This is a genomic window from Sulfurovum iocasae, assembly GCF_047716765.1.
Classification (GTDB): Bacteria; Campylobacterota; Campylobacteria; order Campylobacterales; family Sulfurovaceae; genus Sulfurovum.
The window spans coordinates 2,665,248-2,682,657 of record NZ_CP180410.1 but is presented as its reverse complement, the minus strand read 5'-3'; the positions used below and the strand labels follow the sequence as shown (position 1 = coordinate 2,682,657).

Annotated in this window: 22 protein-coding genes and 5 tRNA genes; 22 read left to right on the top strand and 5 right to left on the bottom strand. The window is 37.1% G+C overall.

Annotated features, from left to right (window positions below; translation table 11 throughout):
* Positions 1-2 precede the first annotated feature (2 nt).
* Positions 3-1,007, bottom strand: coding sequence for a glycosyltransferase family 4 protein (locus tag ACLHDG_RS13230; RefSeq protein ID WP_415406716.1), 1,005 nt, complete (start codon positions 1,005-1,007; stop codon positions 3-5).
* Positions 1,008-1,133: 126 nt separating this feature from the next.
* Here ACLHDG_RS13230 and ACLHDG_RS13225 point away from each other — a divergent pair, with 126 nt between their 5' ends.
* On the top strand, positions 1,134-1,466 hold the full coding sequence (locus ACLHDG_RS13225; protein WP_415406715.1) for a ComEA family DNA-binding protein: 333 nt from the start codon (positions 1,134-1,136) through the stop codon (positions 1,464-1,466).
* A gap of 165 nt (positions 1,467-1,631) precedes the next feature.
* Entirely contained in the window at positions 1,632-3,020 is a 1,389-nt protein-coding gene (gene gltX, locus ACLHDG_RS13220; RefSeq protein ID WP_415406714.1) for a glutamate--tRNA ligase, read from the top strand.
* 4 nt (positions 3,021-3,024) lie between these two features.
* Here the strand turns inward: gltX and ACLHDG_RS13215 are convergent, their stop codons facing one another.
* Positions 3,025-3,672 (bottom strand): MqnA/MqnD/SBP family protein, encoded by a 648-nt coding sequence (locus tag ACLHDG_RS13215; protein WP_415406713.1) that lies wholly within the window; start codon positions 3,670-3,672, stop codon positions 3,025-3,027.
* An 85-nt stretch (positions 3,673-3,757) separates the two neighbouring features.
* On the opposite strand from ACLHDG_RS13215, the gene ACLHDG_RS13210 reads away from it, so the two are divergent.
* The 4 genes from ACLHDG_RS13210 (at position 3,758) to ACLHDG_RS13195 (ending at position 6,642) form a co-directional block, all read left to right on the top strand.
* On the top strand, positions 3,758-3,979 hold the full coding sequence (locus ACLHDG_RS13210; RefSeq protein ID WP_415406712.1) for a MoaD/ThiS family protein: 222 nt from the start codon (positions 3,758-3,760) through the stop codon (positions 3,977-3,979).
* A gap of 3 nt (positions 3,980-3,982) precedes the next feature.
* Positions 3,983-4,417, top strand: a complete 435-nt coding sequence (locus ACLHDG_RS13205) for a molybdopterin synthase catalytic subunit (RefSeq protein ID WP_415406711.1) — start codon at positions 3,983-3,985, stop codon at positions 4,415-4,417.
* Positions 4,414-5,613, top strand: coding sequence for a molybdopterin molybdotransferase MoeA (locus ACLHDG_RS13200; protein ID WP_415406710.1), 1,200 nt, complete (start codon positions 4,414-4,416; stop codon positions 5,611-5,613). The genes ACLHDG_RS13205 and ACLHDG_RS13200 overlap by 4 nt, the downstream gene beginning before the upstream one ends.
* 375 nt (positions 5,614-5,988) lie before the next feature.
* Positions 5,989-6,642 (top strand): LexA family transcriptional regulator, encoded by a 654-nt coding sequence (locus ACLHDG_RS13195; RefSeq protein ID WP_415406709.1) that lies wholly within the window; start codon positions 5,989-5,991, stop codon positions 6,640-6,642.
* Between the two features lie 20 nt (positions 6,643-6,662).
* On the opposite strand, the gene ACLHDG_RS13190 is transcribed toward ACLHDG_RS13195, so the two are convergent.
* Positions 6,663-7,001, bottom strand: coding sequence for a TraR/DksA family transcriptional regulator (locus ACLHDG_RS13190; protein ID WP_415406708.1), 339 nt, complete (start codon positions 6,999-7,001; stop codon positions 6,663-6,665).
* Positions 7,002-7,081: 80 nt separating this feature from the next.
* Between ACLHDG_RS13190 and ACLHDG_RS13185 the strand changes: the two genes are divergently transcribed.
* From ACLHDG_RS13185 to ACLHDG_RS13175, 3 genes are read left to right on the top strand one after another with little or no spacing between them, the layout of a single operon-like run.
* Positions 7,082-9,082 carry a thioredoxin domain-containing protein gene (locus ACLHDG_RS13185; protein WP_415406707.1) on the top strand — a complete coding sequence of 667 codons (2,001 nt, stop codon included), beginning with the start codon at positions 7,082-7,084 and terminating at the stop codon, positions 9,080-9,082.
* 8 nt (positions 9,083-9,090) lie between these two features.
* Positions 9,091-9,444, top strand: coding sequence for a DUF309 domain-containing protein (locus ACLHDG_RS13180; protein ID WP_415406706.1), 354 nt, complete (start codon positions 9,091-9,093; stop codon positions 9,442-9,444).
* Positions 9,428-10,711 (top strand): SagB family peptide dehydrogenase, encoded by a 1,284-nt coding sequence (locus ACLHDG_RS13175; RefSeq protein WP_415406705.1) that lies wholly within the window; start codon positions 9,428-9,430, stop codon positions 10,709-10,711. Before ACLHDG_RS13180 ends, ACLHDG_RS13175 begins: the two co-directional genes overlap by 17 nt.
* Positions 10,712-10,727: 16 nt before the next feature.
* On the opposite strand, the gene ACLHDG_RS13170 is transcribed toward ACLHDG_RS13175, so the two are convergent.
* Together ACLHDG_RS13170 and ACLHDG_RS13165 are read right to left on the bottom strand one after the other, a co-directional pair.
* Positions 10,728-11,060 (bottom strand): translation initiation factor, encoded by a 333-nt coding sequence (locus ACLHDG_RS13170; protein ID WP_415406704.1) that lies wholly within the window; start codon positions 11,058-11,060, stop codon positions 10,728-10,730.
* Between the two features lie 111 nt (positions 11,061-11,171).
* Positions 11,172-11,906, bottom strand: coding sequence for a YaaA family protein (locus tag ACLHDG_RS13165; protein ID WP_415406703.1), 735 nt, complete (start codon positions 11,904-11,906; stop codon positions 11,172-11,174).
* Between the two features lie 146 nt (positions 11,907-12,052).
* Here ACLHDG_RS13165 and ACLHDG_RS13160 point away from each other — a divergent pair.
* The 13 genes from ACLHDG_RS13160 (at position 12,053) to rplL (ending at position 17,342) form a co-directional block, all read left to right on the top strand.
* Positions 12,053-12,129, top strand: a tRNA-Thr gene (locus ACLHDG_RS13160).
* A 53-nt stretch (positions 12,130-12,182) separates the two neighbouring features.
* Positions 12,183-12,267: transfer RNA gene (locus ACLHDG_RS13155), tRNA-Tyr, on the top strand.
* A gap of 25 nt (positions 12,268-12,292) precedes the next feature.
* Positions 12,293-12,368, top strand: a tRNA-Gly gene (locus tag ACLHDG_RS13150).
* A gap of 129 nt (positions 12,369-12,497) precedes the next feature.
* A tRNA-Thr gene (locus ACLHDG_RS13145) sits at positions 12,498-12,572 on the top strand.
* A 121-nt stretch (positions 12,573-12,693) separates the two neighbouring features.
* Positions 12,694-13,902, top strand: coding sequence for an elongation factor Tu (gene tuf, locus ACLHDG_RS13140; protein ID WP_415406702.1), 1,209 nt, complete (start codon positions 12,694-12,696; stop codon positions 13,900-13,902).
* Between the two features lie 52 nt (positions 13,903-13,954).
* Positions 13,955-14,107 (top strand): 50S ribosomal protein L33, encoded by a 153-nt coding sequence (gene rpmG, locus ACLHDG_RS13135; RefSeq protein ID WP_011979817.1) that lies wholly within the window; start codon positions 13,955-13,957, stop codon positions 14,105-14,107.
* A gap of 64 nt (positions 14,108-14,171) precedes the next feature.
* Positions 14,172-14,247 (top strand) — tRNA-Trp (locus tag ACLHDG_RS13130).
* A gap of 18 nt (positions 14,248-14,265) precedes the next feature.
* Positions 14,266-14,445, top strand: a complete 180-nt coding sequence (gene secE, locus ACLHDG_RS13125; protein WP_415406701.1) for a preprotein translocase subunit SecE — start codon at positions 14,266-14,268, stop codon at positions 14,443-14,445.
* 8 nt (positions 14,446-14,453) lie between these two features.
* Entirely contained in the window at positions 14,454-14,984 is a 531-nt protein-coding gene (gene nusG, locus ACLHDG_RS13120; RefSeq protein ID WP_415406700.1) for a transcription termination/antitermination protein NusG, read from the top strand.
* Between the two features lie 35 nt (positions 14,985-15,019).
* Entirely contained in the window at positions 15,020-15,445 is a 426-nt protein-coding gene (gene rplK / locus ACLHDG_RS13115) for a 50S ribosomal protein L11 (protein ID WP_415406699.1), read from the top strand.
* Between the two features lie 66 nt (positions 15,446-15,511).
* Positions 15,512-16,216: a 50S ribosomal protein L1 gene (gene rplA, locus ACLHDG_RS13110; RefSeq protein WP_415406698.1), complete on the top strand. Its 705-nt coding sequence runs from the start codon at positions 15,512-15,514 to the stop codon at positions 16,214-16,216.
* Between the two features lie 193 nt (positions 16,217-16,409).
* Positions 16,410-16,895, top strand: coding sequence for a 50S ribosomal protein L10 (gene rplJ / locus ACLHDG_RS13105; RefSeq protein WP_415406697.1), 486 nt, complete (start codon positions 16,410-16,412; stop codon positions 16,893-16,895).
* Between the two features lie 75 nt (positions 16,896-16,970).
* Positions 16,971-17,342, top strand: coding sequence for a 50S ribosomal protein L7/L12 (gene rplL / locus ACLHDG_RS13100; RefSeq protein WP_415406696.1), 372 nt, complete (start codon positions 16,971-16,973; stop codon positions 17,340-17,342).
* The last annotated feature ends 68 nt before the right edge of the window (positions 17,343-17,410 follow it).

Below are 17,410 nucleotides of genomic sequence, written 5' to 3'. Positions count from 1 at the left end.
TTCTATACAGTAGACTCTTTTTTGTAGAGGTATCGATAAAATAGCGTGTAGCAAATGACGAAAAGAAGTACAGTAAGAAGATTTGCTCCTGAATTGTTTGCATAGAGTGTGGGGATAAGAATAAACGGGGCGACACCTATTACAATGACGGTTGCAGTTAAAGGATTGTTATGTGTCATATGTCTAAAGATGAGCATATGCAGGTGGTAGGCATCTGGCTCCATGGGGGATCGCCCGGCTTTTCTTTTTCTGACAATAGAAAAGAGTACCTCCCAAACAGGATAGATCAATACCGCAAGTATATACCATGGACTGACTTCATTGTAATTACTTGCCATAAATATTCCTGTAAGGGCTGAAATAAAACCCAGTAAATAGGCTCCACCGTCTCCCAGAAAGATCTTCCCTTTGGGGAAATTTACTAAAAAGAAGGCAAGTACAGCAGAAGCAACGATCATAGACATTTGCAGAATCTCATGATTTTCTACTTGTATGGCTACGATACTGAATGAAAGCAGGATCAGCAATACGATACCTGAAGCAAGCCCATTAAACCCGTCAATGATGTTGACAGCATTCATTAATCCTACGATACTAAAGATACTGAATATTACACCCACCCAATAAGGAAGATAGAGACCAAGACCCAGATAAGTAACAACAGAATCTGTCAGCATTACAGCACCTGCAGCAGCAATAAATTGCAGGAGTAGGCGGGTTTTTGCGTTTAATGAGCGATGGAAGTCTTCAAAGATACCACTTAAAAATGCAAGCAAGATGGAAAGCAGAAGTTTCCAACCCAAAGGGGTTAAAAGAAGAAAGATCATACCAAACAATATACCGATGCCTCCTGCTCTGGATGTAGCGAGATCATGAAAATTTTGAGGCTTTTCTTCCATATGACAATCAATAAAAAAGCTGTGTTTATGGGAAAAATGAATCATTAGAAATTGTAGAACAAACGAAATAATAAATGCCCCAAGAATAGACCATTCCAGTTGACTCATATTTGTCCTTTTTTAAGGAAAGTTTATCACAATAGACTTTATGTATCTGTATTATGTTATAATTTTTTGCATTACATTTGAGGTGCCTCACTTGAGGTCTTAGTAAATTATTCAAAGGGAAAAAGAATGTTTAAAAAAATAATTGCAGGGTTTTTAGTTTTTGCAACGTCGATACTGTTTGGTATGAGTTTAAATCAACTCAATAATGCATCTAAAGTAGAGCTTATGGAGATTAATGGCATCGGTGAAGTGAAAGCAGATGCGATCATAAAAGAGAGAAGAAAAGGAAAGTTTAAATCATTTGAAGATTTTCAAAGGGTTGAAGGTATCGGTGAACAGACTTCTGCAAATGTTAGAAATAATGTGAAGTCCAGTGCGGATGTAAAAAAAGTAAAAAAAACTACTAAGAAAAAAGAATCTAGAAAACAACAAAAGCTAAGAAGAAAACCTCTGAAATAAAAAAGACTAAAAAGTAAAAAAGAGAAAGACGCTAAGTCTAAAAAGAAAAACTAAAATGCAGAAGAGCTTTGGTTCTTCTGCATACCTCCTTCAATATAATCCCTTTTAACCACATTTTCGATACAATTCATTAATTTATTTTAGACTCAATATTAAGGCATTTTTATGACAGTTACACGTTTCGCTCCTTCTCCTACAGGTTATCTTCACATTGGTGGGCTTCGTACCGCACTTTTTTCTTGGCTTTGTGCACAACATAATAAAGGCGAGTTTCTACTTCGCATAGAAGATACAGATATAGCCAGGAATTCTGAAGAGGCGAAAGATGCTATCCTTCAAGCATTTGAATGGGTAGGTATGAGTCATGATGGTGATGTAGTATATCAGTCTAAACGTTTTGACCTTTATAAAAAATATATTGACCAACTCCTTGAAGAGGGTAAAGCCTATAAGTGCTACATGAGTAAAGATGAGCTTGCAGTTTTACGTGAAGAACAGATGGCTAAAAAAGAGCGTACGCGTTATGATGGACGCTATCGTGATTTTACAGGTACACCACCTGAAGGTGTTGAACCGGTTATTCGTATTAAAGCACCACAAGAAGGGACTATCTTTTTTGTGGATGGTGTCAAAGGTGCGATAAATATCGCAGTATCTGAAGTAGATGATTTTGTCATCGCAAGAGCTGATGGGGCTCCGACTTATAACTTTGTTGTTGCCATAGATGATGCACTTATGGGACTTTCAGATGTCATTCGTGGAGATGACCACCTCTACAATACACCTAAGCAAATTGTAGTCTATAATGCTCTTGGATTTAAACTTCCAAACTTTTACCATGTTGCAATGATCAATAATGAACAAGGCAAGAAACTCTCAAAGCGCGATGGCGCTACAGATGTGATGGAATATAAGACTTTAGGGTATTTGCCAGAAGCACTTTTGAACTTCTTGGTACGTCTTGGTTGGAGTTATGGTGACCAGGAGATATTTAGCCTTGAAGAGATGGTAGAACTTTTTGACCCTAAAAATATCAACAAATCTTCGTCAAACTATAACCTGGATAAATTATTATGGCTCAATGCCCACTACATCAAAAATATGCCAAATGAGAAATTGGCTGTGTTGCTTAAAGAGTATGGTGTTTCTATAGAAGGACATGATAAATTGGAGTTGCTTCTTGATGCAACCAAAGAGAGAGGTAAAACACTTGTCGAGTTGGCAGAACAGATCAACCTTATTCTTACTACACCAAGCCAATATGATGAAAAATCTTCAAGAAAAGCCTTTAAGGGTGAAGCCAAAACGATTTTAGGTGATTTTGCAGAGATGTTACAAAGTTGGGATAAAACATTACATCTTCCTTGTGATTACCATGAAGTAATGGACAAACTTGTTGAAACTAAAGAGATAGGTTTTGGAAAAATAGGTATGCCTCTTCGTGTAAGTCTTTTAGGTTCTATGACAGGCTCAGGGCTTGATGAGATCATGGCTATCTTGGGTATAGATGAGACGGTTTCTCGTATTGGGAAAGCAATAGCAACAATAGAGTAAAAGGTTATACCTTTTTACTCTTCTTCAGAAACAACTTCAAAGACTTCTCCGCTTTATCATCCATCTTATAATAAATATGTTCAAGATACCAAGTAAGTTGTTTTGGTGTAATTCCTCGTTTTTTTGCTTCCTGCTTTAAAATATATTGAGGGATCTTAACTTTGGTATGGGAAAAATCTTTTGCCAGTTTTTGAATAGTTTTTTCGTGTCTGTTGTAGCAAAGTTTAGCAAAAACAAAAGGTAATCCAGTTTTTTCATACCAGGCTTCAGCCAGGTCTATCCCCTCTCCTCCATTAAGATAATATTTAAGTGCCGCGTCACCTATAAGCACTTTTCCTTCAAGGTCTAAAACACGTGCCAGTTGATTGGAAGTAGCAGAAGCCGGGTCAATTTGACTCTCCCCCTCTAAAAGTAAAACACTATAGACTTTTTTATGTGCAACGATGCCTAGATTGGTACATTTACACTTAGCTGAGGTTACAGAAGAGATAAATGCAGCATTGACCTCTCTTCTTTTTAGGGCTTTGTTGATCTGTGAGGGGACAGCACGTTTATATCTGAAACTCATTTTGGCAGCATTGTTCTTGATGTAACGTTTTAGAAAGAGTTGAAAAGGAAGTAGGTTGAGATATGAGATAGATCCAAATAACATGTATGGTATACTCCTCAAATCCAATTTAAGCGTAATTATAGCAAACAACTTTTATAATCGCGTCATTATGAAGGAGAATTTTCTCATGGTAAAAGTAGAATTTTTAGGTCCCATTGGTAAAGCACCTATGGAGATGGAAGCAGCAACGCTTGCAGATGTAGCTGCTAAACTCAAAGAGGAGCACGAACTTAGCTCTTGGTTGGAGAAATGTGCTGTAGCATTGAATGATACAATGGTAAATGATTTAAGCACAGTACTCAAAGATGGTGATAGAGTTTCGATCTTGCCTCCTGTGTGTGGTGGCTGAATAATGGAACTCTATAATGGTCCTTTAGATACCAAAGAGATATTTGGACGTTGGCTTGATGAACAGGCTGAATCAAATTATGGGGCTTACATCCCTTTTGTAGGGACTATACGTGCTGAAGATGATATAGAAGCGTTAAGTTTTGACATCTATGAGCCTGTGCTTCAAAAGTGGTTTGATGAGTGGCAAGAGAAAGCCAAAGCACTGGGTGCAGTAGTAAAAATGGCTCACTCTATAGGTGATGTACCGGTACATACCTCTTCGTATGTTTCAGCTGTTTTTTCACCTAAACGTAGAGTAGCGCTAGAACTCATAGATGAATTTGTTGAAGATTTTAAAGCCAATGCTCCTATATGGAAGTATGATGTGAAAAATGGAAAACGAATTTATGCAGAAGACAGAAGTACTCCTATGGACGGGTCAGGATTATTAGCATGATACATTTTAATGAATCAATAGAGATGATACAAAATCTTGAGATAAATAATTATAAAACAAAAAAACTTTACCTTGTTGATGCCTTAGGGTATGTATTGGCAGAAGATGTTGTAGCTGATCATAATTCACCAGAGTTCCCTACCTCTGCAATGGATGGTTATGCGATCATCCATGAAGATATGACTTTGGGTACATTAAAAGTAGGAAGCATAAACCCTGCGGGTTCTGCTCTAAAAGAAGAAGTTATAGGAGGTACATGTATTAAAACATTTACCGGGTCTCTTATGCCTCATGGAGCTGATACGCTCATTCCCATAGAAAATGTAAAAGTGGATGGTGATGAAATCATCATCAAAGAAGAAGTACCTCAAGGTTTTTCTGTACGTGAAGTTGGGGAGAATTATGCCAAAGGGCAGCTTCTCATTCCTAAAGGTACGAAAATAGATTTTCCTCAGATAGGCGTAATGGCGAGTTTAAATATAGCAAATGTGCTTGTGTATGAAAAACCTACCGTTGCTATACTTTCAACGGGATCTGAGTTACTTGAATTGGGTGAAGAACAAACAAATGATGCACAAATACGCTCTTCAAATAACTATATCTTAGAGGCTATTGTCAAAAAATATGATGGTGTACCTATGCAACTGGGTTGTATCAAAGATGATAAAGCGAACATTACTCAAGCTGTCTCTGATGCTTTAGAAAAAAGTGATATTGTTGTGACTACGGGTGGTGTGAGTGTAGGTGATTTTGATTTTGTTAAAGATGTCATTGTTGAACTTGGTTGTGATGTAGTGTTTAAGGGTGTACGTGTGAAGCCTGGACAGCATATTATGGTGGCACGAAAAGGTGATAAGTTTATCATCGGATTACCTGGGTTTGCTTACTCTTCTACTGTTACAGCGCTACTCTATGTTGTCCCGCTTATTGAAAAGTTACAACAAGGAAAATGCTCACTTCGTAAAGTAAAAGCCATACTCAAAGAAGCTTTTATTAAACGTGCCAAAAAAGCTGAATTCACGGCATGTAACATCTCTCTTATACAAGGAGAGTACTATATTGACTTTAAAGATAAAAAAGTCGGCTCAAGTGCCATCCTTACCAATATGCTTGGCAATGTTGCACTTCTTGTCACTTCAGAAAATGATACTTCTAAAGAGATCGGTGATGAGGTAAGCATTTTACTTTTTGGCTAGTCCACTAAAGAGCGAGAATAGACTCTCTTGCTCTTAAAAACATTGCAAACTCTGCTGCTGTTTTACATCCCATTTTGATCGCATAACTTAGTAATTCTTTATTTTTTGAGTAAACCATTTGAAATCCTTTTTTATTTAATATCTGTCAAATTGTACATAAAAACTAAAAAATAAGTTAAAAATATGTCAAATTGTCATACTTTTAAGAAAAATAGCATATAATTACCTATATATATGTAAAAAAGAGTCGTTTTGGCTCTTTTCTTACCAAAGGTAAAGCTTTAGTGAGATGCACCCCAAGGGTATTTCCTGCGGGCAATTGAAAGATAGGCTTGGCCAATTTTCAAGAAGATATAATAAAAAGAAGGAGTAAAAATGTTAATTTTAGGTGAAATTATAGAAAAACTGAAAGATGTACTCTCTGAAAGTAAAGTAGGAACTAAGGTCTTTGATAAAGATGTAGCAACTGCATTGAATATCCCACAGGCTACATTTGCAACGATGAAAAAAAGAAACTCTATTCCTTATGAAGAGATATTGGAGTTTTGTGCATTGAAGAAGATCTCAGTGAACTGGCTTTTTTTTGATCAGGCAGTTGACATGCTCAAAGCAGAAACAGACAAATTTTTTCAAGTACGTTATTTTGCGGATATTCGTGCAAGTGCCGGAGGAGGTGCTTATGGTTTTGATGAAGATTTTGAAACCATCACACTAGATGAGAAGATCATGCATAATATGGTAGGGTTGGGGAATACAGAGCTTGAAGCGATTCATGTGGATGGTGAGTCTATGGAGCCTACTTTACAAGATGGTTCTATCGTTTTTCTCGATAGAACCCAAACCAATATCAATAAAGATGGTATCTTCATTGCTTCTACTACAGCTGGACTTTTCATCAAACGGATTCGGCAGAGAGCAGATGGGATGGTAGAGTTGATCTCTGATAATAAAGCTTATTCTCCAGAAGTTTTAGCTCCGGACGAAGTAACCATTGTAGGGAAAGTAGTTGGTAATATTGAGAGCTTGTAGGGTGCGTTTGCTAACGCACTTTATATATTATTAGCACACTCCACACATCTCACACTCTCAGGACGTACACTCATACGTCCTATGCCTATCTCTTCTTCACACTCTATGCAAATACCAAACATGGGCTTATCGACACGTAAAAGAGCATTCTTGAGTCTTGTATGACGTATTTCAGATTCATCTAGGACTTTGTTGTTGACATGTTGTTCTCCCATGGCTTCCAGGCGTGTCAGTCTTCCCAGTGAGCAATCTGGAGCTATGGGTTTGACTTTTTCTTTAAGTATCTTGATCTGTTCTTCCAGTTGGATAAGATTATTTTCTATTTTTTCTTTAATACTGTTTTTTTCTTTTTGTGTCATTACGTACTACTTTATGCTATATTGGAATTATTATAGCTAAAATCATATGGCTTAGTGAATAATAGAATAAAGGAATTATTTTGAAGTATTTAATCATATTTTATTTTTTAATGACAGCTCTTTGGGCAGAACACAACTACACCAATGCCCTTATCAAAGAAGACTCACCCTATCTGCAACAACATGCACACAATCCTGTCAACTGGTATCCTTGGGGAAAAGAGGCATTTGAAAAAGCAGAAAAAGAGAATAAACTTATTTTTCTCTCCGTAGGGTACAGCACTTGTCACTGGTGTCATGTCATGGAAGAGGAGAGTTTTACTGATGATGCAGTGGCAAAGTCACTCAATGAGAATTATATCTCTATCAAGGTAGACAGAGAAGAACTCCCACAGCTGGATAAAAAGTATCAACAGCTCTATATGGCTATGCATGGAGAGCGAGGAGGATGGCCTCTGAGTATTTTTATGTCTCCTAGGGCAGAGGTATTTCACTTGGCTACGTATATTCCTATAGAAGAGGGATATGGTTCTAAAGGGATGATGAACATGCTTCCTTCTTTTAGCAGGCTACAGCATGAAAATGCCAAGCAACTGCAAGCACTTGTAGATAAACACAAAGAAGCAACACTCAAAGGCAATGCAAAAGAGAGTTTGAAAGAAAAGTTGACCTTAAAAGTGATGGACAGAGTTTTAGATGAGATCTCTGCAGAGTTTGATAAAGAAAATGGAGGTTTTGCTTCAAGGCCAAAATTTCCTGAAGCCTCTAAAATAGAGCTTTTACTCAGTATCTATAAACTAAAGGGAAACCAAAAAGCACTTTTGATGGCAGAAACTACACTGAAGAAGATGGCAGAAGGGGGCATCTACGACCAGATAGGAGGAGGATTTTTTAGATACACGACCGATATAGCCTGGCAAATACCTCATTTTGAAAAGATGCTCTACACCAATGCTGAACTCATCCCTGTTTATGTGAGTATGTATGAACTTACAGCCAATCCTCTTTATAAAAAAGTAGTAGATGAGACTATCGAACAAATGGAATTACATTTTATGAAAGAGGGTTTGTATCTTTCAGCCAGTGATGCAGACAGTGATGGCGAAGAGGGTGGATATTTTATCTATAGCTATGAAGAAGTGAAAGAGGCTCTTCTTGCCCAGGGATTGAAAAGTAAGGATGTAGAAGAAGCACTTGCGTATTTAGGTATTGAAGAAGATGGAAATATAGATATTGAGTTTTCACATACGCATATTACCAGTACCAAAGTAGCAGCCAAATTGTGTGAAGTCAAAGCGTATTTAAGAGCATTAAGCGCTAAGAGAACATTTCCTTTTATCGATACCAAGATCATTACTGCCTGGAATGCGATGATGATCAAAGCACTTTTTTCTGCTTCAAAGCTTGATAGTAAATATCTTTCATTAGCTAATCAGCGACTGGAAGCACTTTTAAAATTGATGCGAAAAGGGGATGTGCTGTATCATCAGACGCTTTTAGGCAAAGTTGCAAAACAGGAAGGGTTGCTTGAAGATTATGCCTTTTTAATGGATGCAATGATAGAAGGGTATCTCAGAACATATGATAAAACATACTTAATCCAACTGGAAGCATTGGCAAAAGAGGCAATACATAAGTTTTATAAAAACAGACAATGGTACCTGAGTGATGATGGTATACAGGCAGAGGCAGACTTTGATGACAGGTATTATACTTCTGCACTAAGTGTCATGCTTGAAAATTTAGTAAGACTTGCCTCTTTAACTGAGGAACTGGACTACAATGAAATAGTCAAAGAGACTATCAAAGCGAGTGGAGCGGTCTTGGAAACCAATCCTGCCAAAGCACCTAAACTACTACGTACTTTTTTACGTCTCAAGATGGGGGATGTGATCATCAAAGCTAATGCCAAAAAGTTGCAAAAAAGTAGAAAGCAAATAGAAGCGATGAAGTATCCTTTTGTTTTAAGCAAACCCGAAGAGAGTGATAAGTATCTTGCTTGCAGAGTCAACAGTTGTTTTTCTTACGATACAAATATTACAGTTTTGATAAATAAAATAAAAGAGGTAGTACATAAATAATGCTCACGATGAATAATGATTTAGAAGGTGCTCTAAAAGAGTATCTTCGACTAATGAATGAAGAAGAATATTTTGAAGCACATGAAGTACTGGAAGAAGCGTGGCATCCTTTACGTTTAAATAAACATCCCTTGAGAAATTTAGCCAAAGGGCTTATCAACGGGGCTATCGCTTTTGAACATTTAAAACGTGATAGACAAAATGCACATGACAAAGCACGTAAGGTCATCGCTTCTTTTGATCGACATAAACAGTTATGCACAGATGAGATAGAACATGCACAACTTTTTACTACAGCATGTAAAAAGATAGAACAGTTAAAGATACAGCATAAAGAGGTTTTTGATGTTTTGGTACCATAACATGACAAAACATTCGTACAATTCTGTACGAACAAACTCAAATCAACTTTCATGGGAAGATCAGCCCAGTACCTATAAAAATTATCCGGACAGCTACAAAAAATATAAACTGGATATGGATAAAACGGAAGATAATTTTCTTTATCATATCGCTGGACTAACGGCTAAAAAGAGTTATCCGAGTGGAGAGTATTATCTACGTATCAATCCTTCTGCCGGTGCCCTGTATCCCAATGAACTCTATTTCCAAGTACGTGGAGTTGAGGGTATAGATGATGGAGTGTATCATTATGAAGTGAGTTCTTCTTCTTTAACACTTCTTCAAAGTATCAGTGATAGTGAAGGGTTAGAACCTTACCTGGGTTATAAGAGTGCGATGAAAGGGTATCTGTTTCTTGTGTCAGCTATTTATTATAGGTCTTCATGGAAATACAAAAACCGTGCCTTTCGTTACTGTCTGTTGGATGCAGGACATCTTTTAGGAAGCATAGAAGCCAGCGCGTTACTCAAACCACATGCTCTACAGATAGTTTACAATATAGACAGGGAAAAGCTTAACCGTATGTTTGGTTTTGAAGAACGTGAATGGTTTTTAGCAGGATGTTCTATGGCTGTACCTGTGAGGGGACAAGAAGTATCTGCTATAGAGTTTGAGCTCCCTTATATAGATGGAAGTAGAACCTTTGAAAAAAATCCTCTCATCGAAGAAGCATATCATGAAACGATGAAAATAATACAGTTTAAGTCATGTAAACGAGAAGTCAAAGCACCAAAGTTTACTTACAGCACTGAAAAGCTTCAAGAGACGATCTTTACACGTAGATCACAACGAGGATTTCAGGAAGGAGCCATCACCAAAGGACAGTTTAACTACATTATGGAAGCCATACATCAGCCGATACTCAGTGATTGTGATGAAGAGGTCTCTGTGTATGTTGTTTTAAATCGTGTACTCGATATGCCCTTAGGACTCTATAAAAATGGAGAGTATCTTAAATATGGAGATTTTGGACATCATGCAGGGTATCTTTCTTTGGAACAGTACAGCCTCTCTGCACAAGGTGCCGTAGTATTTTTTCTCACATCAAAAGCCAAAAACTATCAGGCACTCTATCAAAAAGCAGGGATCATAGGACATCGACTTTATATTGCTTCACTTTATCTTGGAATAGGGTGCTCTGGTATCGGTGCGTATTATGATGATGAGGTCAATGCATTTGTGGAAAATGATGAGATGGTATTGTATGCTTTGGCAATAGGTAAATAAATGCAATGGGGACAGATTATTTTTTAAATCTATACCCTAACGCTTCTAAGTGTTTACATAACAACTCAGGGATGTCTCCTTGAAACTCCAAACTATCTTCTTTTACTGTACCACCAGTCCCTAACTTCTTTTTGAGTGTTTTAAGTAAAACTTGTAGTGCTGCTTTGTCTAAGTAGAAAGGTTTCACTATGGTGACAACCTTACCTCTACGTTTCTCTTTAGCAAAGTGAAGATGGTGTTTTTCTGGTGTTTTAACCTCAGTAGAAACTTTCTTAGAAGGTTTGCTCTTATTGTCTGAACTCCACTCGTCACCAAAGTCTGCACCCATTTCAAATAGATTTTTCTTCAAGATATTTCCTTAGTTGTAATTTGTATCAAAAAGTATACCAAGGAGCACCATAAGTACAAGAAGGAAAATAAATATTTTATAGAGTGCATCATCACTTGGTAGTTTCATGTTTTAGCCTATCTCATAAATAATTTCAGTTTTATTTTTCTTTGTTTGTATCTCTTGGATGCTTAGTCCCTCTATAGGAAGTTTCATGAACTCCTCAAGAGTCTCTACCCCTGCTTTAGCTATCTCACGTAAGACGATGCCTCTGTAGGCTTTTGCCCAGTGAGAGATTACTTTACCATCCTTGATGAATTTTAGTGTTGTATAGTTCTTCTGAGGCTTGTAAAATTTATCATAGAAGCCTGCACGCAGGTCAAGTATCTCATCGTCTGCCAAGTATGCTTCCATAAGTGCTGCAGAATGTTCATTATAGAACTTTTCAGTCTTGATGTCCCCTACGGCTTCACCTTGTTTGAGTTTGTACTCAGGGATGAGGTCTGAAGCACGGATGGGACCAAAGAGGTTTGAGAAGAGTATGACATGGCTGTCTATATAGTGTTGCGTGTTTGCATCTAATTTCTCATACCCAAGATAGTCAAATGCTACACCCGTATAGCGTTCTATAGCTTTCATGGTAAGTTCATGTATAATATCTTCTTTGTATTTGAGTATGTCAGACTCTTTTTTAAGTCCAAACATTTTAGAGAGTACCTGCATGTCACCTTTTTGTAAAATATTGATGTAGGTATGTAAAAGCTTGGTACGGTGGGGTAAAAGTGATTCAAACAAGAGTGTGCTTAAATTAAAAGACACAGATCCTCCTGATCTCTTTGTTTCACTGGGTGCCAATAGTATTTTCATATGTTTTCCTTATATAATGAATGTATTTTAGTAAAAAATACTAAAATAAAAAGAATTTTAAAGAATTTTACTATAACCCTTGACATTTAAAATGTTTTTGTCTATAATTCCCGTCCATTTTAAGTGTAATAACTTTTAATGATGGTGCTGGTGTAGCTCAGCTGGCTAGAGCAGCTGATTTGTAATCAGCAGGTCGGGGGTTCGAGTCCCTTCACCAGCTCCATAGAAATATAATTATCAGTGTTTGTACCAGTAAGTATGACAAACAAAATAAGTGGTGAGTTACTCAAGTGGCCAACGAGGGCAGACTGTAAATCTGCTGACTATGTCTTCGAAGGTTCGAATCCTTCACTCACCACCATAAATTGTTAAGTCGCATAAATGACGCGGGCGTAGCTCAGTGGCTAGAGTTCCTGCCTTCCAAGCAGGCTGTCGAGAGTTCGAATCTCTTCGCCCGCTCCATAAACTGGGAGCTGTGTGAATTATGTACTTAACAGAAATTACTTCACATATTAAAGCTTTCCTAATTTATTCATTTATGACTTTAACAAAAAACATTCATTATAGAGTATATATTTTTATATGTACAACGCCCATATGGCTCAGGGGTAGAGCACTTCCTTGGTAAGGAAGAGGTCGTGAGTTCAAGTCTCACTATGGGCTCCAGTACCAGGTATGGACAAAAGTATTACATCTTTGTAATAGTTCTGTCCATATAGGTAATAATAGGTTAAGAAGATTTGGGTATAATACTGCCTTTATAAAACATTTACGCTAGGAGAAAAGCATGGCTAAAGAAAAATTTGAACGAACGAAACCGCATGTTAACATCGGTACTATTGGTCACGTTGACCACGGAAAAACTACACTGACAGCTGCAATTACAGCAGTACTTGCTGTTAAAGGTGATACTGAACTTATGGATTACGATGCAATCGATAATGCACCAGAAGAGAGAGAAAGAGGAATTACAATTGCTACTTCTCACGTTGAGTATGAAACTGAAAACAGACACTACGCTCACGTAGATTGTCCAGGTCACGCTGATTACGTTAAAAATATGATCACAGGTGCTGCTCAAATGGATGGTGCTATTCTTGTTATTGCTGCTACTGATGGTCCAATGGCACAAACTAGAGAGCACATCCTTCTTTCTAAGCAAGTAGGTGTTCCATATATCGTTGTATTTTTGAACAAAGAAGATCAACTTGATGATGAAGATAAAGAAGAGATGTTAGAGCTTGTAGAGATGGAAGTTCGTGAACTTCTTGAAGAGTATGATTTCCCAGGTGATGATACTCCAATTATCGCTGGTTCAGCATTCCAAGCACTTGAAGAAGCTAAATCTGGTACTCTTGGTGAGTGGTCAGCAAAAATCGAAGAGCTTATGGCTGCAGTAGATTCTTATATCCCTGAGCCAAAAAGAGAAACTGATAAAGATTTCCTAATGGCAATCGAAGATATCTTTACTATCCAAGGTCGTGGTACAGTTGTAACTGGTAAAGTTGACCAAGGTAAAGTATGTGTTGCTGATGAAGTTGAGATCGTTGGTCTTAAAGATACTCAGAAAACAACTGTAACTGGTGTTGAAATGTTCCGTAAAGAGATGGATTGTGGTCTTGCTGGAGATAACTGTGGTGTTCTTATCCGTGGTATTGACAAAGACGCTGTACAAAGAGGTATGGTTCTTTGTAAGCCAGGTTCTATTACTCCTCACACAGAATTTGAAGCTGAGATCTATGTTCTTACTAAAGAAGAAGGTGGTAGACACACTCCATTCTTTAACAACTATAGACCACAGTTTTACGTACGTACAACAGACGTAACTGGTTCAGTTCAACTTCAAGAAGGTACTGAAATGGTTATGCCAGGTGATAATGTTAAAGTAAATGTTGCACTTATCGCTCCAGTTGCTCTTGAGCAAGGTACTAAGTTCGCTATCCGTGAAGGTGGTAGAACAGTTGGTGCTGGTGTTATTTCTAAGATTATTGCTTAGTAACACCAGTGTAAGAGGCTTGCCTCTTGCACACTTATCATAGGAGATAACAATGAGAGAAACAGTTCACTTAGGTTGTGAGAAATGTACAAGACGTAACTATCACACAACTAAGAATAAAAAAACAACAACAGAGAAACTTGCACTTAAGAAATATTGTAAATGGTGTAAAGAACATACTGTTCATAAAGAGATGAAACTGTAAAAAGTTTTATTTTAGCAATACCGTCATTTAAACTTTTGTTTAAATGACAACCTAAATAATATTTAGGCCAATAGCTCAGTTGGTAGAGCACTGGTCTCCAAAACCAGGTGCCGGGGGTTCGAGTCCCTCTTGGCCTGCCATAATTAAAGGTAGCAAACATGGGAAAAATTTCAACATTTATTGCACACGCGAAAGCGGAGATCCATAAAGTAATATTTCCAACAAAAGTACAAGTAAGACAAGCATTTTTAGCAGTTATCCTCGTAGTAACTGTAATATCAATATTTTTAGCGTTGGTTGACCTTTTAATGTCATCAATCGTATCATCAGTTTTATAGGATAGAAGATGGCTTATCAGTGGTATGCAATACAAACATATTCAGGATCTGAACTCTCTGTAAAAAGAGCAATTGAACAACTTGTGATCGATCATGGTATCGAAGACAAAGTTGAACGTATTGTTGTTCCTACAGAAGAAGTGATTGAAGTGAAGAATGGTGAGAAAAAGATCACAGAGAGAACATTGTATTCTGGGTATGCTTTCGCACATATAGACCTGGATACTGATCTTTGGCATAAGATTCAGTCTTTACCAAGAGTATCTAGATTTATCGGTGAACAAAAGACACCTACTGCACTTACAGAGGCAGACGTTAAAAATATTTTAGACAAGATGGAGCAAAAAGCTGCACCTCGTCCTAAAGTAGATTTTGAAACAGGAGAAATGGTACGTATCGTAGATGGTCCATTTGCAAACTTTACAGGAATGGTTGAAGAGTATGATCTTAACCATGGTACGTTGAAGTTAAATGTTTCGATCTTTGGTAGAAACACACCAGTAGAAATACTCTATACACAAGTCGAAAAAATAATATAACCTGATAAGGGTTAAATCAAACAAAGGAAGAACAGATGGCAAAAAAAATAACTGAAAAGTTCAAAATGATGATCCCGGCTGGATCAGCAAATCCATCACCACCAGTAGGTCCGGCACTTGGACAACGTGGTGTTAACATTATGGAGTTTTGTAAAGCTTTTAATGAAAAAACAAAAGATAAAATGGGGTTCAAGATACCTGTAGTTGTTACAGTGTATGCAGATAGAAGTTTTACATTTGAAACAAAACAACCACCTGCAAGTGACCTTATCTTAAAAGCAGCAGGTCTTAAAAAAGGTACAGATAATCCAATTCTTAATAAAGTTGGTTCTATCACTAAAGCTAAACTTGACGAAATTATCGATCAAAAAATAGCAGACCTTAACACTAACGATAGAGAAATGGCGGCAAATATTATCGCTGGTTCTTGTAGAAGTATGGGTGTTGAAATCGTAGACTAGTCTTAACAGACAATCTTATACCACATGATTTAAAAAATGTGGGAGCATATAAAGCGGAGAAATAAAATGGCAAAAAAACCAAGTAAAAGAAGAGAAGCACTACTTAAAAAAGTAGATGCTACTAAAGAGTATAGTGTTGATGAAGCGATCGCAACATTGGTAGATCTTAAATCAGCAAAGTTTGATGAAACTGTAGAAGTTGCACTTAACTTAAATGTTGACCCAAGACATGCAGACCAAATGGTAAGAGGTTCAGTAGTTCTTCCACATGGTACAGGTAAAGTAGTAAGAGTAGCTGTATTTGCTAAAGATGCAAAAGCAGACGAAGCTAAAGCAGCAGGTGCTGATATCGTTGGTGCTGCAGACTTGATCGAAGAGATCCAGGCTGGTAACATTAACTTTGATACAGTGATCTCAACACCTGATATGATGGGTGTTCTTGGTAAAGTAGCAAGAGTACTTGGACCAAAAGGTCTTATGCCAAATCCTAAGACTGGTACAGTTACTATGGATGTAGCTAAAGCAGTTACAGAAGCTAAAGGTGGAAAAGTTAACTTTAGAGTAGATAAAAAAGGTAACATCCATGCAGGTATTGGTAAAGTAAGTTTTGGTGCTGAAAAAATCAAAGAAAACTTTGTAACACTTCTTGAAACTGTTAACAGAGCAAAACCAGCATCTGCAAAAGGTAGATTTATTACTAATGCTGCTGTATCATTAACTATGAGTCCTTCAGTGACTCTTGATACATCAGAAGTGATGGATATTAAATAATCAAATCATTATTTTGTAAGTTGGTTTTTCCAACTTACAAGCTATTTTCAAAAGAGCATTAAAATTAATTTTCTTTTGAGAATAATCTCAATTATTTTAGGTCAAAGACAATAGGGGCGAAAGCTTAATTAGTACATTTGAAGAGATGTATAGGTGGTTATCCACACCCTTTTGTAGGTCGAAAGGAGAATATATGACTAGAACTAGAAAAGAAGAATTAGTTGCAGAAATGACAGCAGAGTTTAAAGACGCTGGTGCCATCATCGTTTGTGATTACAAAGGTATGACTGTTGAAAATCTTGAGATCGTAAGAAATCTTGCGAAAGATGAAGATACTAAAGTACAAGTTGTTAAAAATAAACTGGCAATGATCGCATTGAAAAATGCAGGTTGTGAAGCAGTTGAATTTACAGATACAAACCTTGTAATCTGGGGTGATACACAAGTTTTACCTTGTAAGATCGCTGATAAAGCCGCAACTCAATTTACAGACAGTTTTACAATCAAAACTGGTTTGATCCAGGGTGAAGTTGCTAGTATGGAAACCATTAATGCAATGGCTAAACTTCCTACTAGAGATGAGCTTATTGGTATGCTCCTTAATGTTTGGAATGCACCGGTTCAAAACTTTACAATTGGTATGAATGCATTGGCTACTAAATTAGAAGAAGAAGCATAGAGTGGTGAGAGCCTCTAGGCTCTTTTAATTTAAAAATGCAATGGCATTTTATAACATATATTTAAGGAATTAATTATGGCAACAACTAAAGAAGATGTTCTTGAGTTTATCTCAAACATGTCAGTACTTGAGCTTTCTGAGCTTGTAAAAGAATTTGAAGAGAAATTTGGCGTATCTGCGCAAGCTACAGTAGTAGCTGGTGGTGCTGCTGCCGGTGGTGAAGCTGCTGAAGAGCAAACAGAATTTGATGTAGTACTTACAGGTGCTGGCGATAAAAAAATCAATGCTATTAAAGTAGTAAGAGCAATTACTGGTCTTGGACTTAAAGAAGCAAAAGCTGCTGTTGAAGAAACTCCAACTGTACTTAAAGAGGGTGTATCTAAAGAAGAAGCTGAAGAGCTTAAAAAACAAATTGAAGAAGCTGGTGCTTCTTGTGAACTTAAATAATTCATTTTATTTAAGAGAGTTTAGGCTTGTTGCCTAAACTCACCCAATCTACCAGATACAGTTAAAAG

Coding starts and splice junctions, on each gene's coding strand:
- ACLHDG_RS13230 (WP_415406716.1), bottom strand. CDS start 1,007: ATGAGTCAACTGGAATGGTCTATTCTTGGGGCATTTATTATTTCGTTT.
- ACLHDG_RS13225 (WP_415406715.1), top strand. CDS start 1,134: ATGTTTAAAAAAATAATTGCAGGGTTTTTAGTTTTTGCAACGTCGATA.
- gltX (WP_415406714.1), top strand. CDS start 1,632: ATGACAGTTACACGTTTCGCTCCTTCTCCTACAGGTTATCTTCACATT.
- ACLHDG_RS13215 (WP_415406713.1), bottom strand. CDS start 3,672: ATGTTATTTGGATCTATCTCATATCTCAACCTACTTCCTTTTCAACTC.
- ACLHDG_RS13210 (WP_415406712.1), top strand. CDS start 3,758: ATGGTAAAAGTAGAATTTTTAGGTCCCATTGGTAAAGCACCTATGGAG.
- ACLHDG_RS13205 (WP_415406711.1), top strand. CDS start 3,983: ATGGAACTCTATAATGGTCCTTTAGATACCAAAGAGATATTTGGACGT.
- ACLHDG_RS13200 (WP_415406710.1), top strand. CDS start 4,414: ATGATACATTTTAATGAATCAATAGAGATGATACAAAATCTTGAGATA.
- ACLHDG_RS13195 (WP_415406709.1), top strand. CDS start 5,989: ATGTTAATTTTAGGTGAAATTATAGAAAAACTGAAAGATGTACTCTCT.
- ACLHDG_RS13190 (WP_415406708.1), bottom strand. CDS start 7,001: ATGACACAAAAAGAAAAAAACAGTATTAAAGAAAAAATAGAAAATAAT.
- ACLHDG_RS13180 (WP_415406706.1), top strand. CDS start 9,091: ATGAATAATGATTTAGAAGGTGCTCTAAAAGAGTATCTTCGACTAATG.
- ACLHDG_RS13175 (WP_415406705.1), top strand. CDS start 9,428: ATGTTTTGGTACCATAACATGACAAAACATTCGTACAATTCTGTACGA.
- ACLHDG_RS13165 (WP_415406703.1), bottom strand. CDS start 11,906: ATGAAAATACTATTGGCACCCAGTGAAACAAAGAGATCAGGAGGATCT.
- tuf (WP_415406702.1), top strand. CDS start 12,694: ATGGCTAAAGAAAAATTTGAACGAACGAAACCGCATGTTAACATCGGT.
- rpmG (WP_011979817.1), top strand. CDS start 13,955: ATGAGAGAAACAGTTCACTTAGGTTGTGAGAAATGTACAAGACGTAAC.
- secE (WP_415406701.1), top strand. CDS start 14,266: ATGGGAAAAATTTCAACATTTATTGCACACGCGAAAGCGGAGATCCAT.
- nusG (WP_415406700.1), top strand. CDS start 14,454: ATGGCTTATCAGTGGTATGCAATACAAACATATTCAGGATCTGAACTC.
- rplK (WP_415406699.1), top strand. CDS start 15,020: ATGGCAAAAAAAATAACTGAAAAGTTCAAAATGATGATCCCGGCTGGA.
- rplA (WP_415406698.1), top strand. CDS start 15,512: ATGGCAAAAAAACCAAGTAAAAGAAGAGAAGCACTACTTAAAAAAGTA.
- rplJ (WP_415406697.1), top strand. CDS start 16,410: ATGACTAGAACTAGAAAAGAAGAATTAGTTGCAGAAATGACAGCAGAG.
- rplL (WP_415406696.1), top strand. CDS start 16,971: ATGGCAACAACTAAAGAAGATGTTCTTGAGTTTATCTCAAACATGTCA.